Here is a 26991-nt window from a genome sequence, read left to right on the forward strand (position 1 = left end):
TTTGTTAAAAAAGTAAACAATTAGCTGTGGAAAATTTAATTGTCAAGATAGAAATATGCAATTTTCAATAATTTTTTTTGTCAGAAAAGATGTGTTTATAGCAAATACCTGGTGTATAATTGGTATGTTAAATCTTTTCAAGAAAAAATATAAAAACTTTCCTTGAAAGGAATATAAAAACTTTAAAACAAGAGGTGACAAGCCTATGAAAAGGTTAAAAATTTCTCAAAAAATTATTTTTAGTGTGATTATGGCTAATTTAATGATGGTAATAATTTCCTCTATGGGGATAATAGGAATTAAAAAAGTCAATGATAATAGCAGAATCATAGGAACTAATAATTTAGAGTCTGTAAAAGCTTTGAATGCTAATTATAATAATATATTAAAGATAAATACTGGTATATTATATGCTATAAATTCTGAAATCGTTGATTTTAATAAGCTAAAACAAGAAATTGCAGATTGCAAAAAGAAATCTAATGATGATATGAAGATATATGATGAACTACCAGCTATTTCTGACGATGAAGAAAAAGTATACTCAGAGGATTTTCAGCCCTTATATGAAAAATATAATAAGTCTGTAGATAGAATTATGGAGCTTGTTGGTAAGAGCGATAGACAAGCTTTGAAGGAATTTTATTACGGGGGGTTTAATAATACACAGTTAAGCTTAGAGCAGATAAATGATAAATTAATTAATTCTAATAGTGAGCAAATCAACAAAACGCTAGTTGATAGCGAGTCTTTTTATAATAAAACCATTTATTTAATGATAGGAGTGGCAGCCCTTTGCTTTTTAGCTACATCAATTATGGGGATATTATTATGTTTTAATATAAGAGGTAGAATTAATAAGGTAGTAAAATATACATATAAGCTAAGAAAGGGAGATTTCTCTTCTAAAATGGAAGTTTTAAATGAAGATGAAATAGGAGAAATAGAAATCTCCTTAAATAAATCCGTAGAGGATATTAGTTCTCTAGTAAAAAACGTATCTTTAGGTATGGAAGAGTTAAGTGCCTATGGAGAAGAGATCTCAAGCAATATGGAAGAAGTAAGCGCTACTCTTGAAAATATAAAAGATTCTATGAAGTTTATGTCTGAAGTAAATCAAAATATAAATGCTTCTATGGAAAACACAAGTATTGCTTCTGTGAATATAGCAGGTGATTCAGAGAAATTGGTTGCAGAGATAGAGCAAGGTGAGCATACTGCTAAAGCTATCTTTGATAAATCTAAGGCTTTAAAAGATAAGGTTAACTATTCAATTAATATTTTAAATAGTACCTACGATTTAAAGTCTGCAAATATCATGGAAGCCATCGAGAATTCTAAGGTAGTGAAGGAAATTGAATATATGGCCAAAACCGTAAAGGCAATTTCAGAACAGACAAACCTGCTGGCTTTAAACGCTTCCATTGAGGCGGCTAGAGCAGGAGAAGCTGGTCGTGGCTTTGTAGTAGTAGCTGAGGAAGTAAGAAAATTGGCGGAACAGTCTAGTGAGGCTGTGAGCAATATTGAAATTATAGTGAGTAAGGTTGAAAATGCTTTTCTATATATGCAGCAAAATGCTAAAGATATATTAGAATATCTAAGTGAAGAGGTTAAGAAGGATTATGTTCTTTTTGAAAAAGTAGGAGAAGAGTATTCGAAGGATGCCAATACAGTATTGGATATGACTATTAATATGTCTAGCTTTATGAAAAATATAAATGATACTCTATTAGAGGTAACTTCATCCATACAGCAGCTCTCTGCCTCTACAGAAAAAAATGCTGAAAATGTAAATGGAGTATACAAAAACGTAGCAGAGGCCTCAAAAGCTATGAATGACGTATCAAAGGCTGTTCAAAACGAGAACATTATGTCTGAAGATCTAATGAAGGAAATATCAAAATTTAAGCTCGATTAGAAATGAAAAGGAGGAATCTCTTAGAAAGGAGATAACTTCCTTTTTTATTTTTTTCGTATATATTATAGATAAACAACTTCAACTATTAACTTTTTAAGGAGAATATGATGAGCAAAAGATTTAATAATATAGTGAACTTATTGAGGATATTTACCCTTGTGTTTTTTATATGGATTGTCTTTGGTACTAATAGGAGCCATAGCTATTTAGTATGGAACGTATTTTTAGCATGGATACCTTTAGAATTAGTGAATATGGTCTATAAGTTAAAGAAGAAATATAGAAATATAAAAGGCATATCCATAATTTGTGCTCTACTAGCCCTGGTATGGTTATTATTTTATCCTAATGCAGCCTACATAATTACTGATTTCATTCATATAGCCACCAATAAGTATAGAATATTAAATCCTCATTATGAGCCCTATGTATCTTCAATGTATATATTTAATGATGATTTATCCATATGGGTGGATCTTTTTAGTATTACTATAGGAGCATGGTTAGGATTTTTGCTAGGATTTTTATCCTTATTTATGGCTCAGAGATTAATAGAAAAAAGATTTGGAGCTATAAAAGCTTGGATTGGTGTAGTTATTGTTAATATGTTAAGTGGTTTTGCTATATATCTAGGGCGGTTTATAAGATGGAACAGCTGGGATTTAATTTTTAATCCCTATAATATAATCAAGGTTATTGAGAAGGATGTCCATTTTAAATCCTTTTATTTTACTTTGCTTTTTGGGAGTCTATGCTTGGCATTATACATAATTAACTATTTAGTAGCAAAGGCTTGTGAGTTGGTGGAAAGAGAGTAAGTCTAAAGTGTATGCATACATTATGTATCTATAACAAAAGGTAATATAATAAAAATAGATATTCTTTGAAAGGAAGTGTTTTTGTGAAGTCGCCTTTTGTTTATACACCAGGTCCTACATCAGTGAGAGAAAATGTAAGATTAGCAAGAGCCATGGAAACTACTAATCCAGATTTGGATTTGGAGTTTTATGATTTTTATAAAGAAACCTGTGAAAAGTTTGGAGAGTTTCTTCACACAGAAAATGAGGTGAGAATACTAAGCGGAGAAGGTATATTAGGACTAGAAGCAGCCTGTGCTTCTTTAACAGAAAAGGGAGATAGGGTTCTAGTAATCGACAATGGCATTTTTGGAGAAGGCTTTGGAGATTTCGTCACCATGTATGGAGGAGAAGCTGTTTATTACAGGAGTGATAGAAAAAGAGAAATTCCAGTGGAGGAGCTTAAAGCTTTCTTAGAAAAGGATAGTGATTTTAAATATGCCACTATAGTACATTGCGATACCCCTTCAGGAGTGTTAAATAACCTAGCTGAAATTTGTCCGCTATTAAAGAGCAAGGGTATCTTAACTGTAGTGGACAGTGTAGCAGCCATGGGGGGAGTGGAGCTTAAAGTGGATGAGTGGAACATAGATATTGCTCTAGGAGGATCACAAAAATGTCTTTCTGCTCCAGCAGGGTTAACCTTCTTAAGCATAAGCAAGGATGCCTTTAATGCCATGAAAGCCAGAAAAACTCCTATAGCGTCTTATTATTGCAATCTTCTTATATGGGAGCATTATTATGAGAATAAATGGTTCCCTTATACTATGCCTATAAGCGATATTATGGGATTAAGAGAAGCTTTAGATAATATCATGAAAGAAGGCCTAGATAATGTCATAGCTAGACACAAAAAAATAGCCGAAGCCACCAGAAAAGCTATAGAATCTGCTGGATTAAAGCTTTATATAGAGCAAGGGCATTCAGATACGGTTACAGTATTTGAATTGCCAGAAGAAGTTCACGAGGAGGAGCTAAAGGGCTATTTAATGGATAAATATAATATATTAATAGCAGGGTCCTTTGACTATTTAAAAGGAAAGGTCATAAGAATAGGACATATGGGAGAAAACGCAAATCTAGAGAAATTAATCTATGTGCTAATGGCACTTCAAAAGTCCTTAGAGTATCTAGGTTTTAACCCTAAAGTAGATATGTGTGAAAGCTTTTTAGAATATATGAAATAGAAAAAGGGAGTTCTCAATAAAATATGAGGACTCTTTTTTTATTTTATTTGAACCAAACTAATTGATTTTGTATCCTATATTATAGAGGCCTCAGAAAACAAAGGGAAAGGTGGTAACTGATGGATGACAGGGAATTAATAGAAAGCTGTAAAGAGGGAAATATGAATGCATTTAATACTTTATATGATAAGTATTGTTCACAAGCACTAAGAACAGCTTATTTAGTAACCGGCAATAAGGAGCTTGCAGAGGATGTAGTCCAAGAAACCTTTATAAAATGTTATATGCATATTAGTAAGCTTAAGGATCCACAAGCTTTTAAAGCATGGTTTTATAAAATACTCACAAACTTATGTTATAGAATGAAAACAAAAGAAAGAGATAATCTGTCCATTGATGAAATATCAGACAAAGGTATACAGCTTTTACAGCATAGCTTAGGATTAGATAATGCAATGGAAGCAAAAGAAATTCAGCTAATGGTACATGAAGCTATAAGTCAGTTAAAGCCTTCCTTGAAAACCATAGTAATACTATATTATTTCAATGATCTTTCTATTAAAGAAATCGCAAAGGCAGTAGGCTGTTTTGAGGGAACAGTAAAATCACGGCTTCATTCTGCAAGAAAAATATTGATGAAGCAAATTGAGCATAATCAAATTGTTGAAGTATATTTTAGTGAAATTAATAATGAAAAAGAGGTGGATTTTAATGCAAAAACAAGCTTATTTTAATAAGCTCATAAAAGGTGTTCTTGAATCTGAAAGTAATTCTATAGAACCTTCCTCGCATTTGTATGACAAGGTATTTACAGAGATAAATAAAAGTAAAAAGGTTAGCTTTTCAAGAAGCTATAGCTTATTGTTTAAGCGTACAGCTATCATAGCTTGCAGCGCCCTTGCACTGATTATAGCATCTATGACAGTATCTCCTCAGCTTCGTTCCTTTGCAGCAGAGCTTGCTAATAACTGGGGAATAAATATATTCCGCTTAAATGATAAAGATAAAGAAGAGATTAAGAAAAATTCAGTAACCATAGATATAAATAAACTAAAAGAGGGAGAAAGTGTGGATATAAACGGTTTATCCATACAGAAGGCAAATCCCGTTGAAAGCAAAGGTCCAGATGCCACTATTACTGAAAAGTCTAAGGAAGGCGTAGACATTGAAACAAAAGTAGATTCATTTAGATTGACAGAGGAATTTAAAAAATCTCTTATGGAAAAATCCAATACCATAAATTCTTCAGAATTTAAAAGCAGATGAAGAGATTAGTATATATAAAATAAAGACAAGAGAGTCCAAATGAGTGAATAGGGCTCTCTTTTTTATTATAAAACTAGAAGTATTTACAAATATAACTTATAATGGAATTAAAGTTAAATGTTTAAAATAAGGACTTGAGAAGAGGAGAGATTTTATTAATGTTTATTGCTATTTTAATTATAATGGGAGTCTTTGTATATCAATATAATGACAATATGAATAAGGACATAAAATCAATAAGATCCGATACCTTTGAAAATCTGGATATAAATAAAGAAATACTTAGAGAAATTAAGATTAACAATGAACTATTAAAACTTAATAAAGTTATAATCATTTTGATATTGGCACTGGCAGCTTTGGCGCTATTTGCAACAGGATTAATTTAGTTTTTCACAAGATGTTCTAGAAGGAGAAACAAGATGAGTGTTAATAATATGGACTTATTAGAAAGAAAAAGAAATAAAATAATTATATTGATTTTAATCATATCTTTTTTTATTTTATATGCTGGCTTAAATGTTTATGAGTATGTTTTAAAACAAAATACAGCAAAATTTCTTGACTGTTTAATTAATGAGAGATACGAAGAAGCCTTTAATTATATTAATTATAAGGATAAAAATAATCTAGAAGTTGAAAAGGGAAAAGCTGCATGGGCTTCAAAGGTGAAGGAAGGAAAAGAAAAAGGAACTTATATAGAATCCTACGGCAAGGTTAGGGTCAGCTATAGAGATATACAAGCCATATGTAATGTAGAAATCACATATAAAGAAGAAGGAAAGGTTAAAACCTATAATTCAGAGATCAGTTTTAGCACCATAGGCGGTACAAAGATAGAAAGCATATATCCTATTAGCAAGCTTAGCTATATTTTTAACCACCTTTTTATTAAAAATAGTGCTTATCAATTATGATAGAACTTCCTTGATTTTGTTGGGGATGGAGTTAACCTTACTAGGTGAGATTCTATTATTAAATCACAATATAAAATCCTATGCTATTGAAGAAATAAAATACCTTTGGAAGTTTATAATTTTCTTTGGAGCTTCTATATTTACAGGGGCATTTATAAAAAAAGAGAGTAATTCATAAGGAGGATGGAAGGTGAAATATAAAAAAATATTTATTGTAATTCTAGCTATGAGCATATTATTGAATTGCTTACAATTTTATAACAACAATAAATATAAAGGTATAATAAAGGATAAGGTTCAGTATGATTTGTCCCAAGTATTTGTGAGTTCTGGTGGATTGAATTTACTAATAAGTACCATTGTAGATAAGGGAGAAACTAATAAGCTGCAGTTAAGAGAAATAGATGATTTATATAAAGAAGTAATGATTCATGCCTTTGATCTTAGAGGTTTAGCTAATAAGTATAGAAGCAGAAATGAAGTAGGAAATTTTCAAAACTATGCTTTTATATATTCCGATATTACGAGATATATAAAAGAGATTAAGAGCGAAAGCTATGAAAGTAAAATATTATTAAAGGAAGAGAATATAAAATTTTTAAATAAATTAAGCCATCATTTAAACGGCATTGAAGAAGTTCATAAGAAATATTCCTATGTGAAGGATGGCAACATATATTATAAATTAGAACAATGGATTGATATAGTCAGCGAGTTAGGAAGAAAATGATGAAAATCAGTAGGATTAAGGAGTAATAATTATGAGAAAAAATTCTTGGTTAAAAACCTTTATTCATGCAATAGTCTTAGTAGGCTATATGCTTATAAGCAATAAATTTTTAGTAAGCTTAGAAGATAAGGCTCAAAGAACCTTTAACATTTTGCCCTATGCTCTGTGGTCAAAAGTAGTATTTATAGTATTAGGATTTCTTGTAGGAATAAGCTATCTTTATGGGGAGTTTAATAAATCAGGCCTATGGAAAGTGAGAGTTAATAAATTAATAATACTGGGACTTCCTTTAATGATTTGCGTTTTAGCTCCGTTAATATCTTTTTTCAATCTTCAGCCTATATTAAGCTTATTTGGTAATAGTATTATATATCTACAAGCACAGTTTTCCCACATGGATAAAGCAATAGAAGTATTGCTTGGATATACCATCATAACTAGTTTTTATAAATATGAAAGGTCATATACTTATAGTTATATCAATTATCAATAGGATTATAATTGAAAGCGGGACATGAAGGAGTTTATAACATGGATTATTGAAGTAGTATATCTGGTACTTTGTGCTACATTAGAAGCTATATATTTATCTAATAAAAATAAAGAATTTAAAAGTCAAAGGGTATGAATGTAAGGCTTAAGAGATGGAAGAACTGGTAGATATGAAGAATCAATATCTGACTAAAGAAGTCCTTTTCTTTATCAAAAATCTATGATTGTATTTTGAAGAAAAGCCGTGGCTAAGCATTAGCCACGCTTTATAAATTCCAAATTTTTCGTAGCGTTAGCGGAGAAAAAATTTCCTTCATTGTGAATTGTGAACTGTGCATTTAAAAAGCACAAAACCACCTTTTTAGTAAAAATTACTTCGTAACTTAGATTAAATCCCCTTTCTTAAGGAGTCAATAAGCCATCTTCTGAAACCATCAACATTTATGTTCAAGCATACTGAAGCATTAGGCTCTTTTTTATACACATTATTTATATCTACAATAGTTTCACCAAAAGTATACTCTCCTAAGGTTTCTACAGTCACAAAGCAATCCTTAGTTTGAAAAAGTTCTGGTTTTAATAAATAGGCTATGGCGCAGGAGTCATGCATTCTTAAGCCCGTTTCTATACTGCCGCTTCTATAGTGTTTAAAAAGAGAATATAGCATTTCACCAGTTTTGTTTAGTGCCTTTATCTCCTCCATATCCTCCTTAGTTATGACGGCCTTATTGGTAACGTCCAAGCCACACATAACAATTTTTAACCCAGCTTCGAAAACAATTTTTGCCGCTTCAGGGTCAGCGAAAATATTATATTCTGCTGCAGGGGTTCTATTGCCTCCTGAAGCAGAGCCGCCCATTAGTACTATTCTTTCAATATTATTCTTACACTGAGGATATAGAGTAAGCAATAGAGCGATATTGGTTAAAGGCCCTACGGGAACTAGGGTAATAGGTTCAGTACTGTCTAGGATAACCTCCTTCATGGCTTCTACAGCATTTTTTTCAGAAAGATTTTCTTTACTATCTTTAAATTCATAGCCATCTAAACCGGAATGGCCATGGATGCTGCTGCCATCTTCTAAAGGTCTTATTAAAGGTTTATGAGCTCCTTGAGCTACCGGAACCTTTTTATTGAAAAAGCTTGTTAGGTTTAAAGCATTTTTAGTGGTTTTATCTATGGATACATTTCCGGCCACTGTGGTTATGAGTTTTACATCTATTTCCTCACTAAATAAAGCTATGGCAATGGCTACAGCATCATCAATACCAGGATCTGTGTCAAGTATAATTTTTGTTTTATTACTCATCTGTTACCTCCAAAAGTTTATTTTTATAATTTATTATATTTTAACTATATCAGAACATCAAAGTCAAACCTACTATACTTTTAAAGTCTTTTGCTAAGAAAGGAGAAGGTATGTTGAAAAATAATTTAAAAGCATTAATTATATATTTTGTAATGATGCCTATATTTTTTTGTATGGACTTTATGTTAGCCTATCATTCTTCTGCAAAGGTTAGTTCTCAGGAGGAGCTTATAGCAAGAGCTATATATGAGAAGTCTGGCAATGCCTTTAAAATAATAATATTCTTATTTATATACTATTGCTTGGCTAGGAGGTTTTTGAAGAGGCAGGGAAGCTTTATACAAAATATTAAGTCTGTGAGCTGGGTGAGTTTATTAGGAATAATATTTGTATTATTAAATATAAGGAGCTTTAATGCTAATTCAAACTTTTCAATTTTAGATGTTGGGGCATTCATTTATTTCTATCCTTATGTGCCCAGATATAAGATAGCAAGCTTAAAGCAGCTAATTGTTTGTATTATGTTTATGATTTTACCTGCTTTAGTTATGGCGTTAGCAATAAACTATAAAGAACAGGAGTGATGGAGGCTTTTCAACTAATGTCTAGATATGCTAACTCTAACATAAGCTTATAAAATTTTATGTTTAACCAAAATTATAAGGAAATGAAAAAAATCAAAATATTGTGTACTTTTTTCATTTATATTTTTCATGAGGATGATTTACTCCTATATTTTAGCTAAACTTGTATTATAGGAAGACTAATATTAGGAGGAAAGGGTTATGAGTAATAAATCTAAAATATATCAAACCATAAGTAAACATAGCATAGAGAAAATTGTAAAAGATAGTTTTGACTTAGATACCATAGTTATTTCTTTTAGAGAATTAAAAGGGGGTCTATTTAATACCACCTATTTGGTCAATATAGGAAAACCGCTAAAGAAACTGGTACTGCGTATTGCGCCAATAAACCAAGAACTACTTATTGATTTTGAAAAAACTATGATGAGTAGAGAGGAAAACATATATAAATTATTGCAGGATAAAGGAGTTCCCACCTCTAGAGTAATTAAATATGATAATACTTGTGAAGTGATATCTAGAGAATATATACTTTTAGAATATGTTGAAGGTATCCCACTAAGTAGTCCATTATTTCCTGAGGAATATAGAGAAAAGATTCAATTTGATCTTGGAGCCTGTACATCTAAGATGCATGAAATAAAAGCATCAAGCTTTGGATGGATTAGTGAGAAAAATTCAGAAAATGGATTTAAAAGCTGGGGAGAATTTATTAAGGTATTTACCGACGAAATTTCTGTAAAAGCGTACAATAACAATGTGTTTGAAGAAAGCTATATAAAGAAATTTAATGATTTTTTCCATAATAATATTAAGCTGTTTGATATAAAGGAAGAGCCTAGTTTAATTCATAATGATTTATGGGAACCTAATATTATTGTAAAGCCGGTGGGGAACAGCTGGGATATTGCAGCTATTATAGATGCAGATCGTGCTCTGTATGGACACAGGGAGTATGAATTTGTTCTATGGTCAAATAATCCTAGCTTTATGAGGGGATATAATAGAGAGCTGGATATGTCGCCAGAGGGTAGGCTGCGCAGAAAAGCATATGCTCTTATATTAAGCTTTTTAAATTCCTATGTAAATAAAGTTCAATATGATAATGAAATAGAGTATATGAATTGTAAGGGCTGGGCTTTAAATGAGTTGAAGGAAATAAAAGCATTCAAGTAAGGGGAATAAGGAAACTTTAATAAGGATAAACTATAGGCTAGAGTTCACGTGGAAAGGATGAATAACATGTCTTCAAACCATAGTATTTTTGTCTATAGTGAAATTGGGAAATTACAATCTGTTCTCCTTCATTGCCCCGGGGAAGAGATAGAAAACATAGTTCCGGATTACCTAAGAAGACTTTTATTTGATGAAATTGCTTATTTAGATCAAGCCCGTAAGGAACATAACCAATTTGCTGGTATCCTTAGAGATGAAGGGGTAGAGGTTATCTATCTTACTGATTTAATGGCAGAGGTTTTAGAGAATTCAGAAGTAAGGAATGAATTTTTGAAGGAATTCATGGAAGAAGGGAAAGTTGTTACACAAGGGCTTCAAGAGGCAATAATAGAGTTTTTTAGCTCCTATACTCCAAAGGACTTTATAAAAAAATGTATAGCAGGGTTGAGAAAGGAAGAGCTTAGACATATTAAACCTAAAGCTTTAGGTGATATGATTAGAGATCCCTATCCATTTTACCTTGATCCCATTCCTAATATGTATTTTCAAAGAGATCCTTTTGCCTCTATAGGAAAAGGAATTTCTTTAAATGTTATGGCAAATGAGACCAGAAATAGGGAAACTATATTTGCAAAATATATTTTTAAATATCATCCTAGATTTAAAGATGTACCTAGATGGTATAACCGAGATAAAACTCACCCCATTGAAGGCGGAGATATTCTAGTTCTTTCTGACAAGGTTTTAGCTGTAGGTATTAGCGACAGAACGGATCCAACGGCCATTGAAAGATTAGCCTATAAGCTTTTAAGCACTGAACAATGCTTTGAAACTGTATTAGCTTTTGATATTCCAAAGGCAAGAGCTTATATGCACTTAGATACGGTATTTACCATGGTGGATTATGATCAGTTCACCATATACCCAGGTATCGAAGAGCCTTTAGATGTGTATAGTATTACTATGGGGAAAAATAATGGTATTATCATTAAATATGAAAAAGATGATCTGCCTAATATATTAAAGAAACATCTAAAATTAGAGGCGGTAAATTTAATAAGATGTGGGGGTGGCGATTCAATTGCGGCTAGAAGAGAGCAGTGGAATGATGGAAGTAATACCCTGGCCATATCCCCAGGAAAAGTTGTTTGTTATAATCGTAATCATATAACCAACGAAGCCTTAAGGAAAAATAAAATAGAGGTCCTAGAGTTTGAATCTTACGAATTGTCTAGAGGACGTGGAGGCCCAAGATGCATGAGCATGCCTTTAGTTAGAGATAATATATGATAATAGGATAAAAAGATCTGTTGAACAACCAATTAATTGTTCAACAGATCCTTTTTTTATCTAGGCTCAGATAATATTATACCTTCTAAAGGAGGAGTTCCATCAGCTTCGCCAACTAAGTATAAGGTGTAATAAGTATCAGCAGCGAGAGCTACATTAGGAATAGTATATAATATATTATTGGTACCCGTAGCATTTATATGGAAGGTATAGGTTCCTGGTGGAAAACAAGCATAATCAGTAACTGTTTTATAACTTATATCAGTAAATATTTTTGTACCTTGTGCTAGGACTATATCAACAGCTGGTGCAGAAGGAGATAAATGAGCAAATCGTATGCAGGGCCTTCCGAAGGTTTCAGCTGTGATTGGCTCCTGGATAGGGAGTAAGCTTATATCAGGGAACTTTCCTATGATAGCCATGTTAAATGCAGTGTTCTCCTGGATATAGATATTTGTACTTATAAGAGGGTTTGTAGTAGTGCCAGTACGATAAACCTTTATATTATATTGACCAGGAAGTAAAGCTATATATGGAGATATTTGCTTATAAGAAATATTAGCAATCAGTAAATTTTCGTTTGCATAAACATCTAGACCAGGTGATCCGGGTGAAACATTAGATATCCTGATGAAAGAGTTTACTTGAGGAGGTCTATACAAGTTGGTCATCATGGGATCATAGGGATAATAAAACATAAATACTTTTCTCCTTTAACTTTATGAACACTATTATAATATGAATTTAAAATTAAATTGTGTACATATATCATAAGTTAAGTTTCGATACACAAACCCTATAGTATGGGTTACAATATAAAATATAAAGAAAAATACTCTGGGGATAGCTATATGTAAAGGGGGATTTTATGAGCAAAATAGGTATGGAGGATATAAAGAATCTAGAATTATTTAAGAACTTGGATGGAAATATTCAAAAGGAACTTTGTGAAAAAGCTTTAAGGATAAAGCTTGAAAAGGGAAAACACTTATTTAGAGAGCGAGAGAAGGTAAATACTATATATATTGTGCTCAAGGGAAAAGTTTCTCTTTATAGAATCTCTGAAGATGCCCAAAAGAGGATTATATTTATTTTAGGTGAGAATTCTATTATCAATGAAGTGATACTGGATGATGTAGCTGCTTCAATAAATTGCGAGGGCTTTGAAGAAGCTATTATAATGGGCATCAAAAAAGAGGACTTTTTAAATGCAATGTCTAGAGATTTTAACTTTACTAAGAAGGTCATTAACTCCATGAGCAAGAAAATAAGAAGATGCTACAGGCAAATCAAAAATACCGTGGCCATAAAGGTGGATAAGAGAGTGGCAGCAAAGCTTTGGAAATTGTCAAAGGATTATGGTGTAGAAAGAGAAGAAGGGACGGAAATTGCATTAAATATTACGGTAACCTACCTAGCAGATATGTTTGGAAGTCCTAGGGAGACCATATCTAGAGCTTTAAGGACCTTAGAAAATGAAGGATTAATCCAGATAAAGAATAGAAAGTTCATTATTAAAAACAGAGATGCCTTAGCTAAATATTTTAAAGGTGTGTGATATAGGTCACATACCTTTTTTTAATGATATTTTAAAATTAAGGTAAATGCATTAAGGGGGATTTTTAACATGTTTAGTGAAGAAATTAACAAAGTGTGCAATTCTGCGGTAGCTAAAAGCAATCTCTTAAAAAGAAGTAGGGCTAGGTATTTTGTAGCCTCAATGATGGCAGGAGTCTATGTGGGCTTTGGAATTCTATTAATTTTTGTTATAGGTGGTACTTTAAATGCGGCCAATTCCCCTATGACAAAGATACTTATGGGTATGAGCTTTGGGATAGCTTTATCACTAGTTGTAATGGCAGGTTCAGAATTGTTTACAGGCAATAATATGATTATGACCATAGGAGCCTTAGAGAAGAGAGTATCCATGAAGGAAGTAGGTGGAGTTTGGCTCTACAGTTACTTTGGAAACCTTTTCGGAGGAATTTTGATATCTATTGCTTTTGTTCTTTCAGGACTAGCTAACAAAAATATAGGAGATTTTATAATTAAAACCGCTTCAGCAAAGATGACAGCAGATTTTACTCAATTATTTTTTAGAGGGATACTTTGTAATATGCTGGTTTGTCTAGCTGTATGGTGCAGTATAAAGCTAAAGGAAGAAACTGCTAAGCTCATTATGATATTCTGGTGTCTTTTTGCCTTTATAACCACAGGTTTTGAGCATAGTGTAGCTAATATGACTCTTTTAACTACAGCTCTTATGCTTCCAGGGAAGTTAGCTGCAGTTACTTTAGGGGGATATGCTTATAATTTAATAGTAGTTACCCTAGGAAATATAGTAGGCGGAGCCTTATTCATAGGAGTTCCCTATTGGTTTATATCAAGAGAGAAGTAGAGGTGAATTAATAAATGGGATTTAAAATTTCAGCAAAAGCCTTCAATGAAATTATTGGAGGAATAAATAATTATAGGTTATTTGCACCAAAGGTGTTTGAAGGAAAAGGTACTTTTTCGGATACGGATATCATAAGATATGGTGAAGTAAACTCCATAGAGGAAATAGTTTTCAATGAGAAATCTAGCTTTTCTTTTAAAGAGGTTTTATTGCCCATAACTCAAACTCTGTTTTACTTTACAGAGGATCAATGGATAGAACCTAAAAAAGAAGAAAAAGGAGCTCTTGTAGTACTAAGAAGCTGCGATCTTCATGCTCTAAAAAGATTAGATGATATATATTTAAAAAATGGATTTGAAGACCCTTATTATAAGGCTTTAAGAGAAAGAACTAAGTTTATATTAATAGGCTGTGAGAAAAGTTTTGATAACTGTTTTTGTGTAAGCATGGGAACTAATAAGAATGAAGAATATGATATGTATTTAAAGCTTGAAGATGAACAAGTTTACTTGGACATTAAGGATGAGGAACTAAAGAGTTTATTTAAAGATGTAGAAAAGGAAGAAGCAGCAGTAACACCTGATTATGTAGAAGAAAATGAAGTAAAGATAAATATTCCAGATAATCTGGATTTATCGGTGATGAACTCTGAAATGTGGAAGGAATATTCCTCAAGATGCATAGCCTGTGGAAGATGTAATTTTGTCTGTCCAACCTGTACTTGCTTTACCATGCAGGATATATTCTATAAGGATAATCCTAAGAATGGAGAGAGAAGGAGAGTTTGGGCTTCCTGTCATGTAGATGGCTATACTTCTATGGCTGGGGGACATAGCTTCAGGCAGGATAAAGGTCAGAGAATGAGATTTAAGGTTATGCACAAGGTTTATGATTATAAAAAGAGATTTGGTTATCATATGTGTACAGGTTGTGGAAGATGCGATGATATATGTCCAGAATATATATCCTTCTCAAACTGTGTTAATAAGCTAGAAGCAGCTATGAAAGAGGTGAAGAGCCATGAGTAATAACCCATATATGCCCTTTAAATCAACTATATTAGAAATAATTAAGCATACAGATATAGAATATACCTTTAGAATGTCCTTTAAGGGAGAGGTAAAACCGGGACAGTTCTTTGAAGTATCCTTACCTAAATACGGGGAAGCCCCTATATCCGTGAGTGGTATTGGAGAAAATCATATAGACTTAACCATTAGAAGAGTAGGAGTAGTAACAGAGGAAATACACAATTTTCACCCTGGACAGATTCTGTTTTTAAGAGGACCCTATGGCAATGGCTTTGACCTAGAGCTTTATAAAGAAAAAGAGATAATAGTGGCAGCTGGAGGGACAGGTCTATCCCCAGTAAGAGGTATTGTGGAATACTTTGCTGAGAATCCACAGGAGGTAAAAGGCTTCTCCTTGTTGGTAGGCTTTAAATCTCCTTCAGATATTCTATTTAAAGAGGACCTAGAGCTGTGGAAAAAATCCATAAATTTAGTGTTAACTGTGGATAAAGCTGAGGAAGGCTATGAAGGAAATACAGGCCTTATCACCAATTATGTGAAGGAAGTAGAAATCAAGGACATTGAAAAGGCTCAGGTAATAGTGGTAGGTCCTCCTATAATGATGAAATTCACCGTGGCAGAATTCTTAAAGCGCGGCATTAAGGAAGAAAATATATGGATTTCTCAGGAAAGAAAGATGTGCTGTGGTCTAGGAAAATGCGGCCACTGCAAGATTGATGATACTTATATATGCTTAGAAGGTCCAGTATTTAACTATATTAAAGGAAAAACCTTAATAGATTAGGAGGCGCAAGCATGGATATAAATACCAAGATTTTAAAGAAAAACGCCTATAGAATAACTAAAAAAAGAGGCTTAACCGCCATAAGAATAAGAGTGCCAGGCGGTCATATGGAGGCTAAGCATTTCGATGTACTAAAAGACATCGCTGAGAAATACGGTAATGGCACAGTGCACCTAACCACAAGACAGGGCTTTGAAATACCTGATATTGAAATGAAATATATACCGGAGATAAATAAAATGCTGCAGCCTGTTATAGAAGGCTTAGGAATAAATCAAGTAGACCCTTACACTGGCTATTCAGCTGCAGGCACCAGGAATGTTTCCTCCTGCATAGGAAATAAGGTCTGTCCTTTCGGAAATTATGATACCACTAGCTTTGCCAAGAGAATTGAAAAAGCTATATTTCCTAATGACTATCATGTGAAGGTAGCTCTAACAGGATGCCCAAATGACTGCTTAAAGGTGAGACAGCACGACTTCGGCATTATGGGTATGACAGAACCCCAATATGATGCCTACAGATGTGTAGGTTGTCAAGCCTGTGTTACCAACTGTAAAAAGAGAGCCACAGGAGCACTAAGCTTTGAGAACTTCAAGGTAGTGAGAGACCATGAAAAGTGCATAGGTTGCGGTGAATGCGTAGGGAAATGCCCTACAGGAGCTTGGACGAGAAGTAAGGAAAAATATTATAGGCTAGCCATCATGGGAAGAAGCGGTAAGAAGAATCCAAGACTAGCAGAAGATTTCATAGTTTGGGTAGATGAGGACAGTATTATTAAAATAATATTAAATACCTATGATTATATCCAGGAATATATAGACAGAGATGCTCCAGGAGGAAAAGAGCATATAGGATATATAGTAGACCGAACAGGCTTTGAAGAATATAAAAAATGGGCACTAAAGGATGTGAACCTTGGACCCAAGGCTAAGGTAGCACATAACATTTATTGGTCAGGAATATATTATAAATAAAAAATAGGGTTTCTAACTCAACTAGTAACTTATACATGTACCATAATCACTTAAAGCTGTGATTTTGGAACATGTATAAGTTAAGTTTCGATATAGAAACCCTATAATCCTCAAGCTAAAAGCTTTGGGGATTATTTTTACTTATTTTTAATGCTAGTTTCCGTATTTCTTTTTCCAGCTTTCTTGCCATTCCTTAAAGGTTAATCCCGTTACTTCTTCTAAGGTTTTTCCATCTAATGAATAGAAGCATCCCGACACATCAGCATTAGGATAGGAATAACCACCAATGACTTCACCCTCTGATAACATGATATATAATCTAGTATTCCTTCTTTGTTTGGTTATTCTTTCTAAGGGATGATTTTTTACAGTGAATCCATATATAATTATTTCTTTTCCCAAATACTTATCTGGTTTTACCTTCTGTACAGCCCAGACTTGTTGACAAGGTATAGTTCCCGTTGCACCATAAAGCTTACTTTTTTCTAAGGTGTATTTACGCGCTTTCCCGTCTCTAGAAGTAATTCTATAGCCTTTAGCTTTAGCATAATCTGCTGCTTTCTTTTCATCACTAGCAGGACTTTTACCGCAGCTAGTAAGAAGTATAATGAACATTGCAATTAAAGCTAATATCACCTTTTTCACGGCTTTACTCCTTTTCTTTACAATATTATTGCGATTTTACCTTATTATACATAATACAAATTTTTATTTCAAAAGTTTTCCTTTAAATGATAAAAATGTAATCATACTGTTAGTAAGGGTATGTAATCCACGTAGTCCTAAAACTTCCCCTATGGTGGTTCTTACCTTATACAATCTCTGCTCATATAATTATATTAAGAAATGAGAGAAAATATAATCGTTATGTAAAAAGGAGTGTTAGCTATGAAGGTTGGCGTGTTAATGGGAGGAGTTTCTTCAGAAAGAGAAGTATCTCTTCTTTCTGGGGAAGAGATTATGAAATATATGGATAAAGAGAAATACGAAGTTTTTCCTATTGTGATAGATTCAAAAGATGAGGTTTTAGAAAAGGTTAGAGGTTTAGATTTTGTGTTCCTAGCTCTTCACGGAGCTTTCGGGGAGGATGGAAGCATTCAAGCCTTGCTAGAGAGCATTTCTACGACCTATTCCGGCTGTGGTGTTTTAACTAGTGCCTTATGCATGAGCAAAAAACAAAGTAAGAGGATATTGAAGGCAGAGAGCATAATTACACCTCCAGGCTTTATTGTGAATGAAAATAAGGAGCTGTCTATAGAGCTAATAGAAACTTTAGGTTATCCAATGGTGGTAAAGCCTAATAATGGCGGTTCTAGTGTAGGGACTTTTATAGTTTCAAACAGAAAGGCTCTTATGGAGAGCATAGAAAAGGCTTTTAAATATGATGAGCAGCTATTGATTGAGAAATACTTAGAGGGAGAGGAATACACTATTTCTGTTTTAAATGGTGAAGTTTTACCCATATTACAGATTAAAGCTAAGGGAGAGTTCTTTGATTATTCGTCTAAATATTTGGATGGAGGAGCAGAAGAGGTGGCAGCGAAGCTTCCAAAAGTCTTAGAAGAGGAAATGAATAAAATTGCAATAGCTTGCTGGGAAATATTTGATTGTAGAGCTTATGTGAGGATTGATATAATAGTCCATGAGGGCGTACCCTATGTGCTTGAACTAAATACATTACCGGGAATGACTAAAAACTCCCTATTTCCTAGAAGTGCTAGCTTTGCTGGCATGGAATATAGCGTTTTACTAGATAATATCATTAAGGCATCACAAAGAGACATCTATAAAGATAGAGAGCATTTTTGTTAATAAGAGGTGATAATTCTTTGATTTTTTCAAGTCTAGAAATAAATAAGGAAGAACCACTATATGCTCAGATAGAAAAGCATATAATTAAAAGCATTGAAAAGGGAGAATTGAAAAAAGGCAGTAAATTACCTTCTACAAGAGAAGTTAGTGAATTGTTAAACATAAGCAGAAATACCATAGTCACTGCCTATGAGAACTTAGAGAGCCAAGGAATAGTCCTAAGCGAAAAAGGAAAAGGCACCTTTGTAGCTAGAGAAGCGAAAATAGTAAAGGATGATTATAATATTCACTGGGAAGATAAAATCAATAATTATGGAAAAACTTGTGAGACTCTTGATATAATTAAAACGGAACTTCCTTGGAAGAAGGGGATGATTTCCTTTAAGAGCATTGCTCCAGAGGAAAAGCTTTTTGATTTAGAGGAATTTAAGAGGTCTTTCTTAGAGATATGGTCATTGGAAGGTGAAAAGCTGCTTAACTATGGATATGCTAAAGGATACAAACCCCTAATTGAATATCTGCTTCAGTATATGAGAGAGAAAGGTGTCAATACTGAGGGGAAGGATATACTAATAACTAATGGTTTTACAGAAGGCTTTGATATAATTTTAGCAGCCTTAACCAATGCTAAGGATATAATTTTATGCGAAGAGCCCACTCATAATACTGCATTGAAAATAATGAAAGCTTATGGCTTGAAGATATTGAGCGTTCCCATGGATGAAGGCGGTATCAATGTAGCTCAATTAGAAAAAGCATTAAAGGAAGAGAGTCCTAAGCTTGCTTACCTCATACCCTCCTATCATAATCCTACGGGTATAGTGATGAAGGGAGAAAGAAGACGTAAGGTATATGATTTATTTAAAAAATACTCAGTGCCTATAATAGAAGATGGATTTAATGAAGAGCTTTTATACTCAAGCTCGCCTATAGAGCCTATGGCGGCCTTGGCTTCCAGGGGCAACGGGGTTGTGTATATAGGAAGTTTTTCAAAAATTTTATTTCCTGGGCTTAGAATTGGTTGGATATTAGCAGATAAGGCTTTAATAGATACACTAGAGAGCGTTAAACGAGCAAAGACTATACACTGCTCATTCTTAGACCAAGGGGTATTTTATCACTACATGAAAAGCGGAGCTTTTAATAAATATCTTAAAAAGGCTCGTAAAATTTATAAAAATAAATATAACTTTACTATTCAGCAAGTAAAGGAATATATTCCCCATGAATTTATAATGGGGGAAGGCGGGCTTCACGTGTTCCTAAAATTAAAGCGGGGTATAGATTCTAGGGAAGTATTAAGGCTCTGCTATGAACGCGGTGTTCTATTTACCCCAGGAGACATTTTTTATAATAATAGCAAGGAAATTTCTACTCTTAGATTAGGGTTTTCAAGACTCAGTGAAGAGGAGATAAAGAAGGGTATAAAAATAATTGGTGAGGTAGTTAAGAGTTTAGAGTAGAAATATTTTTCTTTAAGTTTTTTATATTACGTTTTTTATATTATGGCGTTGACCTTCACATCATGTTAAGGATTAGACTAAATATAGTACCTATATAATTATGGTATGAAAAATATGATAAGTGGAGGAAGTAATAATGAAAACATTCAATGTTAAGCCCGTAGGCCATGTGAAAACTAATGAAGGAAGGTTTTTTATAGAACTGAATAGTGAGTATATTCCAGCTATAAAGCAATTAGATGGCTTTACTCATATAAATGTTTTATGGTGGTTCCATCAATTAGACAGCGAAGAATATCGAAGCATCTTAGAGGTAGAAGCACCTTATAAGAATTCCCCTAAAGTTATGGGGATATTTGCTACACGTTCGCCTATGAGACCTAATCCCATAGCCCTTACTGCTTGTCAAGTCACTGAGATAGATACAGAGAAGGGCCGCATTTATCTAGCTTATATCGATGCTGAAGATAATAGCCCAGTCCTTGATATTAAGCCCTATACTCCAAGTTTAGATCTTGTATCCAGCTTTTCATCACCTGATTGGTGTTCGCACTGGCCAAAGTGTTTAGAGGAGTCTGGAGAGTTTAATTGGGAAAAGGAATTTAATTTTTAAATATGCGTAGTTATGCCGGTGTTATGAGGTAGAAAGGCAGGTATTCATATGTTTAAAATCAGTGATTTTTCTAAGCTTACACAGGTATCCTGCAGAATGCTTAGATATTATGATGAAATGGGACTTTTAAAACCTGCGGAGGTGGATAAATTTTCGGGTTATAGATTATATTCTGCAAAGCAGATTTCTAGGTTGAAAAAAATAGTGGCATTAAGGGATGCTGGCTTCCTAGTAGCTGAAATTGCTGTTATCTTGGAAGAGAAGAATGAAAATTTACTGAGATTATATATGGAAAAAAAGCAAAAAGAAGTAGTGAAAACTATAGATGTGGAAAACAGAAAACTTAAGAATCTTGAAAAAATTATAAATTCTTTAGGCACAAAAGAAATTAATATGACCTATGAAGTTACATTAAAAGCCCTTCCAGCTTATAATGTTGTATCTTTAAGAGAATTTATTCCAAGCTACTGGAACGAAGGCGAACAATGGGAAAAGCTAGATGCTTTTATAAAAAAAGAAAAAATACATTGCAGTAATTTTGACTTTACAATATATCATGACCAAGAGTACGAAGAAAATCGTATCGATGTAGAGGTTGCAGCTCAAGTAGAAAAGCTAGGAAAGGATAAGAATGGTTTTACTTTCAGAAGTGTGGAGCCCGTTCCCTGCGCAGCTTCTATTATGATTACTGGAGGATTAGAAAATATTGCGCCAGCATATCAATACTTTTCAGAATGGCTAGAAAAAAATAACTATGAACTCAGCGGAACATCAAGACAAATTCTGCATAGGGGTCCTTACAATGAAAAGGATCCGAAGAATTATTTAATAGAAATACAGATACCAATTAATAAAGATTTATGACACCTTTAATAATATGACATACTGATGTCATATTCCACATGATAAACTATATATAAATGTAGAGAGGAGGAATAAAATGCTTGAAAAGATACCCTCAGAAGAAGAATTGATTTCACTCATGGGAGAGAACATATTTAAAATATGGTGTGATATTAATAACTTTATCAAAACAAATTATAATATTGATTTTCTTTGGGATAAAGGCGGAAAATCCGGTGTCTATGAACTTAAATATCGAAAAAGCGGTAAAACTCTTTGTGCGCTATATGCAAGAGAGCAGGAAATTAGGATTTTGGTGATTTTCGGGAAAGTAGAACGTGAAAAATTTGAAGCCTCAAGAGCAGATTTCTCTAAAAATATTAATGAGTTTTATGATAGTACTCATCAATATCATGATGGAAAGTGGTTATATATAAACTTGGTGAATAGTGAATTGGTAGAAGATATAAAAAAGCTTATACTTATAAAGAAAAAGCCCAATAAAAAACTAGTATAGATATGTGAAAAAATATTTTAAGCGACGTTAAATTATACGCCGCTTTTTTTATAGGAGTTAAATATTCTTAATTAAACAATATTGATTATATTCACATATCATAAGTTACCATGCTTTCATTAGCTTTTAAGCTTGATAATAATTGCTTTAAATATCCTTTCTTAATAGATATTTTAATAGAACCAATAGAAGCATCAAAAGCTATCTTTAAGGAATTTCTGCTTTGAAAAAATACATCTTCTTTTATATGGATATGTTTTATTGCAGCATAAGGAATTTTTTCACCTTTTATAAGAGCAAATTCTTCAGTAAATATTAAGCCAGTGGAAACAATAAGAGAATGCAGCAACGATAGAGCTAATATTAATAAGGAGATAGAACTTAAATCTTTATGCCTAAGTAAGAAAGCACAGGAATGAAAAATTAAAAGTATGGTTAAAAGTAATTTACAGAGGTAAAAGTTAGTAGTAATCATTAACTTAAAATTTAATTCTATCCATTCTCTTTTTACATTGTATATAAATAGTAAATGCAAAATAATTTTAAATAGCTCAGCACATATTAAGAATATAAATAATTTCTCACTCATAGCAAACCCCCAATATACTTATAACCATATAATATCATAATATCCAATTTAATACTATGGTTCTTTTGATTAATAGGTTTTACTGTAATGTATGTAGGAGGCTGTGAAAAAAGGTGTTCTATAGGTTTCCCTACACCGCGCGTGGAGCCCCACGAGCGGCCCGTGAAAAAGAACACCTATGTTTTTCACATCCTTCTATAGTTGTAGCTTATATATTAAATTATTATAAGATTTTTTATGGAATTCTTAAAAGTAAATAAAAAACATTATAAAATAAAAAGCGTATATTTAAAGAAATTTATATTATAGCAATGCTTTTTCTAAACAAAATTTTTAGTAGCTTTATTTTTTATAAAAAATATGATAATTTTATAATGTAATCGTTTTAAAAACGAATTTAAATTTAGCGTTATCAAATTAAGGAGGAGATATAAATGATCAATAAAGAAAGAATTGTAGAACAGTTCATAAAGTATGTTCAAATAGACAGTGAAACAAAGAATGAAAAAGCTTTTGCTGAATTTATATTAAAAGAGCTTAAGGATTTAGGTTTAGATGCTCATATGGATAATGCGGGAGAAAAAGTGGGTTCCAATGCTGGAAATGTTATAGCTAAGCTTTCAGGCACCAAAGATGTAGAAGCTATACTATTTAGCTGTCACATGGATACGGTGTCTCCTGGTAATGGAATTAAACCTATAATCAAGGAGGAGGTAATTTATAGTGATGGTACAACTATCCTTGGAGGAGATAATAAAGCTGGAATAGCTGCTATAGTTGAAGCTATAAGAGTTATAAAAGAAAACAATATAGAGCATGGACCAGTGGAAATAGCCTTCAGCATTTTTGAAGAAGGAGGGCTCTTTGGTGCAAAAAACTTAGATTATTCTAAGCTTAAGGCTAAAAAGGCTTTTGTCCTTGATAGTGGTGGAGAGCCAGGGGAAATAGTAATAAAAGGACCTGCTCAAGATAAAATAGATGTTAAAATCCTTGGAAAGCCTGCTCATGCAGGAGTTTGCCCAGAGCAAGGTATAAGCGCTATTCAAGTGGCTTCAGAGGCTATTAGTAATATGAAACTTCTTAGAATAGATGAAGAAACTACTGCCAACATAGGAAGTATAAATGGAGGCGGCGCTACTAATATTGTGTGCCCAGAGATAATAATAAAGGCAGAGGCAAGAAGCTTAAATATGGAGAAGCTTGATAAACAGAGTGCTCATATGGTGGAATGCTTTGAAAAAGCTGCTGAGAAGTTTGGTGCCAGGGCAGAAATCGAAGTAACCAGAATGTATGGTTCCTTTGTCATAGAAGAAAATGATGAAATTGTTCATTATGTAAAAGAAGCCTGCAATAATTTAGGCTTTACTTCAAAAACTGCGGCTACAGGCGGCGGCAGTGATACAAATGTACTAAATGGTAATGGAATAAAGGCTGTTAACCTTGGTATAGGAGAAAGAAAACCACATACTTTAGAAGAGCACTTAAGAATAGAAGATTTAGTGAATACTTCAAAGTTAGTATTAGAATTAATTAAAACTGCGAAATAATTAGAATAATAAAGTCTCTATTTTCATGTGCGGGAATAGAGACTTTATGTATTTTATCTACTAAGCAAGGGGATATAAGCTATAGAAATTTATTCTATTAATTATTGTGTATGAATAAATACCATGCTATTAGGTAAACAATAAAATGATATAATTATAGAATATAATATTAAAATAAAAGTATAGTTATAAATTGATTAGTCATGGAAAGAATAACTCCTGAAAATGTAGGCATATTTTGGAGCTACTCTACCCTAAATCAACAAGAAAGAGAGGTTTTATTAATGAAAAGAAAAAATGCAAGATTAGCAGGAACAATGATAGCCTTTGGAGCTGCCACTTTAGCAGGAGCTTATACAGCTTATAAACTAAGAAAAGCGGCAAAGGAAAATATAATAAATAATTTTAACTCCTACGTAGAAGATGGGTGCTGTAACGATGAAGGAAAAGCATTTTTAGAGAGAAAAGGAAAGTTTTCTTTTAAAGATGTTTTTTCAAGGAAGGAAGAAAATAGTCTAGGAAACAAAGTACACCCTTATGAAAATACCATGAAATTTAGAAAAGATAGAGTTTATAAAAAGGGTGTTAAGGGGATAAATGCTACTAAATACACTTTATAAGAAAAAGCGACGCCGGTCGCTTTTTTGTTTTGTTAATTAATAGTATAGTAAATTATATTACCAATTATATCATTAAATTGGTATAATGTGTAATACAATATATTTAATTAAATACTTAATGCATTAATCATTAAATCCTGTCTTAATAAAGTTATGAAAAGGAGGAAATTTTAATGAGAAAGAAATATCTTAAAAAATTTAAATTCTTAATAATTGCAATGCTTGTCAGTTTTAATCTTTTAGGATGCTCAAAAAAAGTTGTAAAAGTTAGTGCAGATTATCTTTATTATTCAACTATAGAATCATTACTGAAGGACTCAGATGTCATTATTATAGGGCAAACTATAAATGTAAATAAGGGAGAAAAGCTTAATATTAACAGGGATAAAAAGGCTAGTCCAGATGAATTAGTTTATACAGTTTCTGAAGTAAAGGTTACTGAGGTAATTAAAGGGGATGTGAAACCTGAAGAGGTTATAAAAGTAAAGCAGCTTGGAGGAAATTATGATAATAAAGTATACAAGGTTGATGGTATGGAGTATTTAGTAAAGGGAAAAGATTATATACTATTCCTTGGCTCCTTCGTAGATATTGATCCTAATGAGCCTTATGTTCTAATGAATCCTAATCAAGGATATTTAGAGATAGTGGACGGCAAGATTAAAGTAAACAAAAACAATACTCTTTTTAAGAGCGGTGTTACTAAAGAAGAAATAAAGAAGAGTTTAATTAAAGAAAATCCATGATTTAAGAAAAAAGCGACGGCGGTTTCTACTGTTGCATTAAAGAAATAATTTTATATTGACACATTTTAATTGGTAGAAATTTAATAATGAAAAATAAAACCTCCTTGTGGTTAAATGGAAGTGACAAGCAACCATTCACAAGGAGGTTTTTTATGTTATCTAATAAAAATAATAAACTAGTTTTTCATAAATTAATAGCGGAAATCGGTGGAAGTTTTGTTAAGCATACTATAAAAAAATACAATGGTGATTATAGAAGCCAGCATTTTGATACACGCTCTCATATAAACTCAATGATTTATTTAAATATACGTGGTTGCAAAAGTCTTAGAGAAGCTGAAAGTGAGATTTCTTCAAATAAAAAGCTTAAAAATCTTATTAATGTACCAAGTGTCTCCCAGTTTTCCAGGAAAAATTCTGCGAGAGATTATAGAATTTTTGAAGATATATTTTATCATTTGGTAGATAAGGCTAAAAGAAGACGCGGAGCCGTTAGGCTTATGAAGGACATTCCTCCTATCAAAATTATTGATTCATCAGTAATCTTAGTTGCTCTAAAGCTTGCTCCACATTTCCAAATGGACAATAGTAGAGCGGGTATAAAGATAAGCACTTTATTCAATGGTGAATTTCCAGAGAAAATTAACATAGTTAAAGGTAAGGTAAATGATAGAAAATGTATTGATGGCCTCTTTGAGCATAACAGCTGCATCTATGTTTTTGATAGAGGTTATTACGACTATAAATGGTACGATGAGCTTAGTAAGAAAGAAATAAAATTTGTTACAAGAGCTACTAAGCATTCCATAGTCATGGAGGAACGAATGATATCATCAGATCCTTCTAAAGATATATATGATACTGAAGTTATTATGGGTACAAGCTATTCTAAGAATCTTACTACTAAAAGTTATAGAGAAATCATGACTTTTAATGAAGAAGGAGAAGCAGTGACCTTTATAACTAATATTTTTGATTTACCAGCTTCAGACATAATAAAGCTCTATAAGCATAGATGGGAAATAGAATTATTCTTCAAATGGATTAAGCAAAACCTTAAAATAAAAAAGCTAATTGGCTACAATGAAAATGCTGTAAAAATACAAGTATTTTCAGCACTTATTTCTTATATGCTTATATACTTATGCTGTGATACTACTGCTCTTAAGTACTCAATGCTTATCTTAACGCGTATTATAAGATCAAACTTACTCGAAGATTTTGATGAATATACAGTAGGATATTTCCGTACAGGTTAACGCTTAAAAAAATTGTTTTTTGGGGAGGGGGAAGCTATATGCATATATCTTGGTTAATATTTC

At 32.6% G+C, this 26991-nt stretch carries 30 protein-coding genes; 26 read left to right on the plus strand and 4 right to left on the minus strand.

The genetic code is table 11. The features are described from left to right. The first annotated feature begins 205 nt into the window (after window positions 1-205). The 9 genes from BN2665_RS06260 (at window position 206) to BN2665_RS06300 (ending at window position 7368) form a co-directional block, all read left to right on the plus strand. The gene (locus BN2665_RS06260; protein WP_055666252.1) at window positions 206-1918 is read left to right on the plus strand and encodes a methyl-accepting chemotaxis protein; all 1713 of its coding nucleotides are present in this window, start codon (window positions 206-208) and stop codon (window positions 1916-1918) included. A 107-nt stretch (window positions 1919-2025) separates the two neighbouring features. Then, complete coding sequence (locus tag BN2665_RS06265; RefSeq protein ID WP_055666253.1) at window positions 2026-2736, plus strand: DUF1361 domain-containing protein; 711 nt, start codon at window positions 2026-2028, stop codon at window positions 2734-2736. An 83-nt stretch (window positions 2737-2819) separates the two neighbouring features. After that, window positions 2820-3962, plus strand: a complete 1143-nt coding sequence (locus BN2665_RS06270) for a pyridoxal-phosphate-dependent aminotransferase family protein (RefSeq protein WP_055666254.1) — start codon at window positions 2820-2822, stop codon at window positions 3960-3962. A 119-nt stretch (window positions 3963-4081) separates the two neighbouring features. Then, window positions 4082-4696, plus strand: coding sequence for an RNA polymerase sigma factor (locus BN2665_RS06275; protein ID WP_055666255.1), 615 nt, complete (start codon window positions 4082-4084; stop codon window positions 4694-4696). Further along, the gene (locus BN2665_RS06280; protein ID WP_055666256.1) at window positions 4674-5228 is read left to right on the plus strand and encodes a DUF4179 domain-containing protein; all 555 of its coding nucleotides are present in this window, start codon (window positions 4674-4676) and stop codon (window positions 5226-5228) included. The genes BN2665_RS06275 and BN2665_RS06280 overlap by 23 nt, the downstream gene beginning before the upstream one ends. Before the next feature lie 158 nt (window positions 5229-5386). Continuing rightward, window positions 5387-5617, plus strand: coding sequence for a hypothetical protein (locus tag BN2665_RS06285; RefSeq protein WP_055666257.1), 231 nt, complete (start codon window positions 5387-5389; stop codon window positions 5615-5617). 33 nt (window positions 5618-5650) lie between these two features. Beyond that, window positions 5651-6145: a hypothetical protein gene (locus BN2665_RS06290; protein ID WP_055666258.1), complete on the plus strand. Its 495-nt coding sequence runs from the start codon at window positions 5651-5653 to the stop codon at window positions 6143-6145. Window positions 6146-6335: 190 nt separating this feature from the next. Continuing rightward, window positions 6336-6875, plus strand: coding sequence for a hypothetical protein (locus BN2665_RS06295; RefSeq protein WP_055666259.1), 540 nt, complete (start codon window positions 6336-6338; stop codon window positions 6873-6875). A 31-nt stretch (window positions 6876-6906) separates the two neighbouring features. Next, window positions 6907-7368, plus strand: coding sequence for a hypothetical protein (locus BN2665_RS06300; RefSeq protein WP_055666260.1), 462 nt, complete (start codon window positions 6907-6909; stop codon window positions 7366-7368). Window positions 7369-7755: 387 nt separating this feature from the next. Here the strand turns inward: BN2665_RS06300 and rihC are convergent, their stop codons facing one another. Next, window positions 7756-8676 carry a ribonucleoside hydrolase RihC gene (gene rihC, locus BN2665_RS06305; protein ID WP_055666261.1) on the minus strand — a complete coding sequence of 307 codons (921 nt, stop codon included), beginning with the start codon at window positions 8674-8676 and terminating at the stop codon, window positions 7756-7758. Between the two features lie 113 nt (window positions 8677-8789). On the opposite strand from rihC, the gene BN2665_RS06310 reads away from it, so the two are divergent. The 3 genes from BN2665_RS06310 (at window position 8790) to arcA (ending at window position 11729) form a co-directional block, all read left to right on the plus strand. Further along, window positions 8790-9260, plus strand: coding sequence for a hypothetical protein (locus BN2665_RS06310; protein WP_055666262.1), 471 nt, complete (start codon window positions 8790-8792; stop codon window positions 9258-9260). A 201-nt stretch (window positions 9261-9461) separates the two neighbouring features. Beyond that, window positions 9462-10439: a phosphotransferase family protein gene (locus tag BN2665_RS06315; RefSeq protein ID WP_055666263.1), complete on the plus strand. Its 978-nt coding sequence runs from the start codon at window positions 9462-9464 to the stop codon at window positions 10437-10439. Window positions 10440-10505: 66 nt separating this feature from the next. Further along, window positions 10506-11729 carry an arginine deiminase gene (gene arcA, locus BN2665_RS06320; protein WP_055666264.1) on the plus strand — a complete coding sequence of 408 codons (1224 nt, stop codon included), beginning with the start codon at window positions 10506-10508 and terminating at the stop codon, window positions 11727-11729. A gap of 56 nt (window positions 11730-11785) precedes the next feature. Here arcA and BN2665_RS06325 read toward each other — a convergent pair whose 3' ends face one another. Further along, window positions 11786-12427: a DUF4397 domain-containing protein gene (locus BN2665_RS06325; protein WP_055666265.1), complete on the minus strand. Its 642-nt coding sequence runs from the start codon at window positions 12425-12427 to the stop codon at window positions 11786-11788. Between the two features lie 170 nt (window positions 12428-12597). Between BN2665_RS06325 and BN2665_RS06330 the strand changes: the two genes are divergently transcribed. The 5 genes from BN2665_RS06330 to asrC all read left to right on the plus strand — a co-directional run bounded on the left by BN2665_RS06330 (window position 12598) and on the right by asrC (window position 16919). Then, window positions 12598-13287 (plus strand): Crp/Fnr family transcriptional regulator, encoded by a 690-nt coding sequence (locus BN2665_RS06330; protein ID WP_055666266.1) that lies wholly within the window; start codon window positions 12598-12600, stop codon window positions 13285-13287. A 69-nt stretch (window positions 13288-13356) separates the two neighbouring features. After that, window positions 13357-14127 (plus strand): formate/nitrite transporter family protein, encoded by a 771-nt coding sequence (locus BN2665_RS06335; RefSeq protein ID WP_055666267.1) that lies wholly within the window; start codon window positions 13357-13359, stop codon window positions 14125-14127. A gap of 14 nt (window positions 14128-14141) precedes the next feature. Then, window positions 14142-15155 carry an anaerobic sulfite reductase subunit AsrA gene (gene asrA / locus BN2665_RS06340; protein ID WP_055666268.1) on the plus strand — a complete coding sequence of 338 codons (1014 nt, stop codon included), beginning with the start codon at window positions 14142-14144 and terminating at the stop codon, window positions 15153-15155. After that, on the plus strand, window positions 15148-15942 hold the full coding sequence (gene asrB, locus BN2665_RS06345) for an anaerobic sulfite reductase subunit AsrB (protein WP_055666269.1): 795 nt from the start codon (window positions 15148-15150) through the stop codon (window positions 15940-15942). The genes asrA and asrB overlap by 8 nt, the downstream gene beginning before the upstream one ends. A gap of 11 nt (window positions 15943-15953) precedes the next feature. Next, complete coding sequence (asrC, locus tag BN2665_RS06350) at window positions 15954-16919, plus strand: sulfite reductase subunit C (protein ID WP_055666270.1); 966 nt, start codon at window positions 15954-15956, stop codon at window positions 16917-16919. A 153-nt stretch (window positions 16920-17072) separates the two neighbouring features. On the opposite strand, the gene BN2665_RS06355 is transcribed toward asrC, so the two are convergent. Beyond that, on the minus strand, window positions 17073-17564 hold the full coding sequence (locus BN2665_RS06355; protein WP_055666271.1) for a hypothetical protein: 492 nt from the start codon (window positions 17562-17564) through the stop codon (window positions 17073-17075). 243 nt (window positions 17565-17807) lie between these two features. On the opposite strand from BN2665_RS06355, the gene BN2665_RS06360 reads away from it, so the two are divergent. The 5 genes from BN2665_RS06360 (at window position 17808) to BN2665_RS06380 (ending at window position 22167) form a co-directional block, all read left to right on the plus strand. Beyond that, complete coding sequence (locus tag BN2665_RS06360) at window positions 17808-18731, plus strand: D-alanine--D-alanine ligase (RefSeq protein WP_055666272.1); 924 nt, start codon at window positions 17808-17810, stop codon at window positions 18729-18731. 17 nt (window positions 18732-18748) lie between these two features. Then, the gene (gene pdxR, locus BN2665_RS06365) at window positions 18749-20194 is read left to right on the plus strand and encodes a MocR-like pyridoxine biosynthesis transcription factor PdxR (RefSeq protein ID WP_055666390.1); all 1446 of its coding nucleotides are present in this window, start codon (window positions 18749-18751) and stop codon (window positions 20192-20194) included. A 136-nt stretch (window positions 20195-20330) separates the two neighbouring features. Continuing rightward, complete coding sequence (tsaA, locus tag BN2665_RS06370; RefSeq protein ID WP_055666273.1) at window positions 20331-20807, plus strand: tRNA (N6-threonylcarbamoyladenosine(37)-N6)-methyltransferase TrmO; 477 nt, start codon at window positions 20331-20333, stop codon at window positions 20805-20807. Between the two features lie 48 nt (window positions 20808-20855). Next, complete coding sequence (locus BN2665_RS06375) at window positions 20856-21671, plus strand: MerR family transcriptional regulator (protein WP_055666274.1); 816 nt, start codon at window positions 20856-20858, stop codon at window positions 21669-21671. Window positions 21672-21747: 76 nt separating this feature from the next. Beyond that, window positions 21748-22167, plus strand: coding sequence for a DUF3788 domain-containing protein (locus BN2665_RS06380; RefSeq protein ID WP_055666275.1), 420 nt, complete (start codon window positions 21748-21750; stop codon window positions 22165-22167). A 91-nt stretch (window positions 22168-22258) separates the two neighbouring features. On the opposite strand, the gene BN2665_RS06385 is transcribed toward BN2665_RS06380, so the two are convergent. Further along, window positions 22259-22756 carry a hypothetical protein gene (locus BN2665_RS06385; RefSeq protein ID WP_055666276.1) on the minus strand — a complete coding sequence of 166 codons (498 nt, stop codon included), beginning with the start codon at window positions 22754-22756 and terminating at the stop codon, window positions 22259-22261. Between the two features lie 434 nt (window positions 22757-23190). Between BN2665_RS06385 and BN2665_RS06390 the strand changes: the two genes are divergently transcribed. The 4 genes from BN2665_RS06390 to BN2665_RS06405 all read left to right on the plus strand — a co-directional run bounded on the left by BN2665_RS06390 (window position 23191) and on the right by BN2665_RS06405 (window position 26928). Continuing rightward, the gene (locus BN2665_RS06390; RefSeq protein ID WP_055666277.1) at window positions 23191-24303 is read left to right on the plus strand and encodes a M20/M25/M40 family metallo-hydrolase; all 1113 of its coding nucleotides are present in this window, start codon (window positions 23191-23193) and stop codon (window positions 24301-24303) included. Between the two features lie 284 nt (window positions 24304-24587). Beyond that, window positions 24588-24923, plus strand: a complete 336-nt coding sequence (locus tag BN2665_RS06395) for a hypothetical protein (protein WP_055666278.1) — start codon at window positions 24588-24590, stop codon at window positions 24921-24923. A gap of 173 nt (window positions 24924-25096) precedes the next feature. Beyond that, a complete protein-coding gene (locus tag BN2665_RS06400) occupies window positions 25097-25669 on the plus strand; it encodes a hypothetical protein (protein WP_055666279.1) in 573 nt (190 codons plus the stop codon). A gap of 152 nt (window positions 25670-25821) precedes the next feature. Next, entirely contained in the window at window positions 25822-26928 is a 1107-nt protein-coding gene (locus BN2665_RS06405) for an IS4 family transposase (RefSeq protein ID WP_055666280.1), read from the plus strand. The last annotated feature ends 63 nt before the right edge of the window (window positions 26929-26991 follow it).

It is taken from the genome of Desnuesiella massiliensis, from assembly GCF_001403615.1.
GTDB classification, from domain to species: domain Bacteria; phylum Bacillota; class Clostridia; order Clostridiales; family Clostridiaceae; genus Desnuesiella; species Desnuesiella massiliensis.

What these genes read in the sequence shown, in the direction of transcription:
- BN2665_RS06260 (WP_055666252.1), top strand. Translation starts at nt 206, where the DNA reads ATGAAAAGGTTAAAAATTTCTCAAAAAATTATTTTTAGTGTGATTATG.
- BN2665_RS06265 (WP_055666253.1), top strand. Translation starts at nt 2,026, where the DNA reads ATGAGCAAAAGATTTAATAATATAGTGAACTTATTGAGGATATTTACC.
- BN2665_RS06275 (WP_055666255.1), top strand. Translation starts at nt 4,082, where the DNA reads ATGGATGACAGGGAATTAATAGAAAGCTGTAAAGAGGGAAATATGAAT.
- BN2665_RS06280 (WP_055666256.1), top strand. Translation starts at nt 4,674, where the DNA reads ATGCAAAAACAAGCTTATTTTAATAAGCTCATAAAAGGTGTTCTTGAA.
- BN2665_RS06285 (WP_055666257.1), top strand. Translation starts at nt 5,387, where the DNA reads ATGTTTATTGCTATTTTAATTATAATGGGAGTCTTTGTATATCAATAT.
- BN2665_RS06290 (WP_055666258.1), top strand. Translation starts at nt 5,651, where the DNA reads ATGAGTGTTAATAATATGGACTTATTAGAAAGAAAAAGAAATAAAATA.
- BN2665_RS06300 (WP_055666260.1), top strand. Translation starts at nt 6,907, where the DNA reads ATGAGAAAAAATTCTTGGTTAAAAACCTTTATTCATGCAATAGTCTTA.
- rihC (WP_055666261.1), bottom strand. Translation starts at nt 8,676, where the DNA reads ATGAGTAATAAAACAAAAATTATACTTGACACAGATCCTGGTATTGAT.
- BN2665_RS06315 (WP_055666263.1), top strand. Translation starts at nt 9,462, where the DNA reads ATGAGTAATAAATCTAAAATATATCAAACCATAAGTAAACATAGCATA.
- arcA (WP_055666264.1), top strand. Translation starts at nt 10,506, where the DNA reads ATGTCTTCAAACCATAGTATTTTTGTCTATAGTGAAATTGGGAAATTA.
- BN2665_RS06325 (WP_055666265.1), bottom strand. Translation starts at nt 12,427, where the DNA reads ATGTTTTATTATCCCTATGATCCCATGATGACCAACTTGTATAGACCT.
- BN2665_RS06330 (WP_055666266.1), top strand. Translation starts at nt 12,598, where the DNA reads ATGAGCAAAATAGGTATGGAGGATATAAAGAATCTAGAATTATTTAAG.
- BN2665_RS06335 (WP_055666267.1), top strand. Translation starts at nt 13,357, where the DNA reads ATGTTTAGTGAAGAAATTAACAAAGTGTGCAATTCTGCGGTAGCTAAA.
- asrA (WP_055666268.1), top strand. Translation starts at nt 14,142, where the DNA reads ATGGGATTTAAAATTTCAGCAAAAGCCTTCAATGAAATTATTGGAGGA.
- asrB (WP_055666269.1), top strand. Translation starts at nt 15,148, where the DNA reads ATGAGTAATAACCCATATATGCCCTTTAAATCAACTATATTAGAAATA.
- asrC (WP_055666270.1), top strand. Translation starts at nt 15,954, where the DNA reads ATGGATATAAATACCAAGATTTTAAAGAAAAACGCCTATAGAATAACT.
- BN2665_RS06360 (WP_055666272.1), top strand. Translation starts at nt 17,808, where the DNA reads ATGAAGGTTGGCGTGTTAATGGGAGGAGTTTCTTCAGAAAGAGAAGTA.
- tsaA (WP_055666273.1), top strand. Translation starts at nt 20,331, where the DNA reads ATGAAAACATTCAATGTTAAGCCCGTAGGCCATGTGAAAACTAATGAA.
- BN2665_RS06375 (WP_055666274.1), top strand. Translation starts at nt 20,856, where the DNA reads ATGTTTAAAATCAGTGATTTTTCTAAGCTTACACAGGTATCCTGCAGA.
- BN2665_RS06380 (WP_055666275.1), top strand. Translation starts at nt 21,748, where the DNA reads ATGCTTGAAAAGATACCCTCAGAAGAAGAATTGATTTCACTCATGGGA.
- BN2665_RS06385 (WP_055666276.1), bottom strand. Translation starts at nt 22,756, where the DNA reads ATGAGTGAGAAATTATTTATATTCTTAATATGTGCTGAGCTATTTAAA.
- BN2665_RS06390 (WP_055666277.1), top strand. Translation starts at nt 23,191, where the DNA reads ATGATCAATAAAGAAAGAATTGTAGAACAGTTCATAAAGTATGTTCAA.
- BN2665_RS06395 (WP_055666278.1), top strand. Translation starts at nt 24,588, where the DNA reads ATGAAAAGAAAAAATGCAAGATTAGCAGGAACAATGATAGCCTTTGGA.
- BN2665_RS06400 (WP_055666279.1), top strand. Translation starts at nt 25,097, where the DNA reads ATGAGAAAGAAATATCTTAAAAAATTTAAATTCTTAATAATTGCAATG.
- BN2665_RS06405 (WP_055666280.1), top strand. Translation starts at nt 25,822, where the DNA reads ATGTTATCTAATAAAAATAATAAACTAGTTTTTCATAAATTAATAGCG.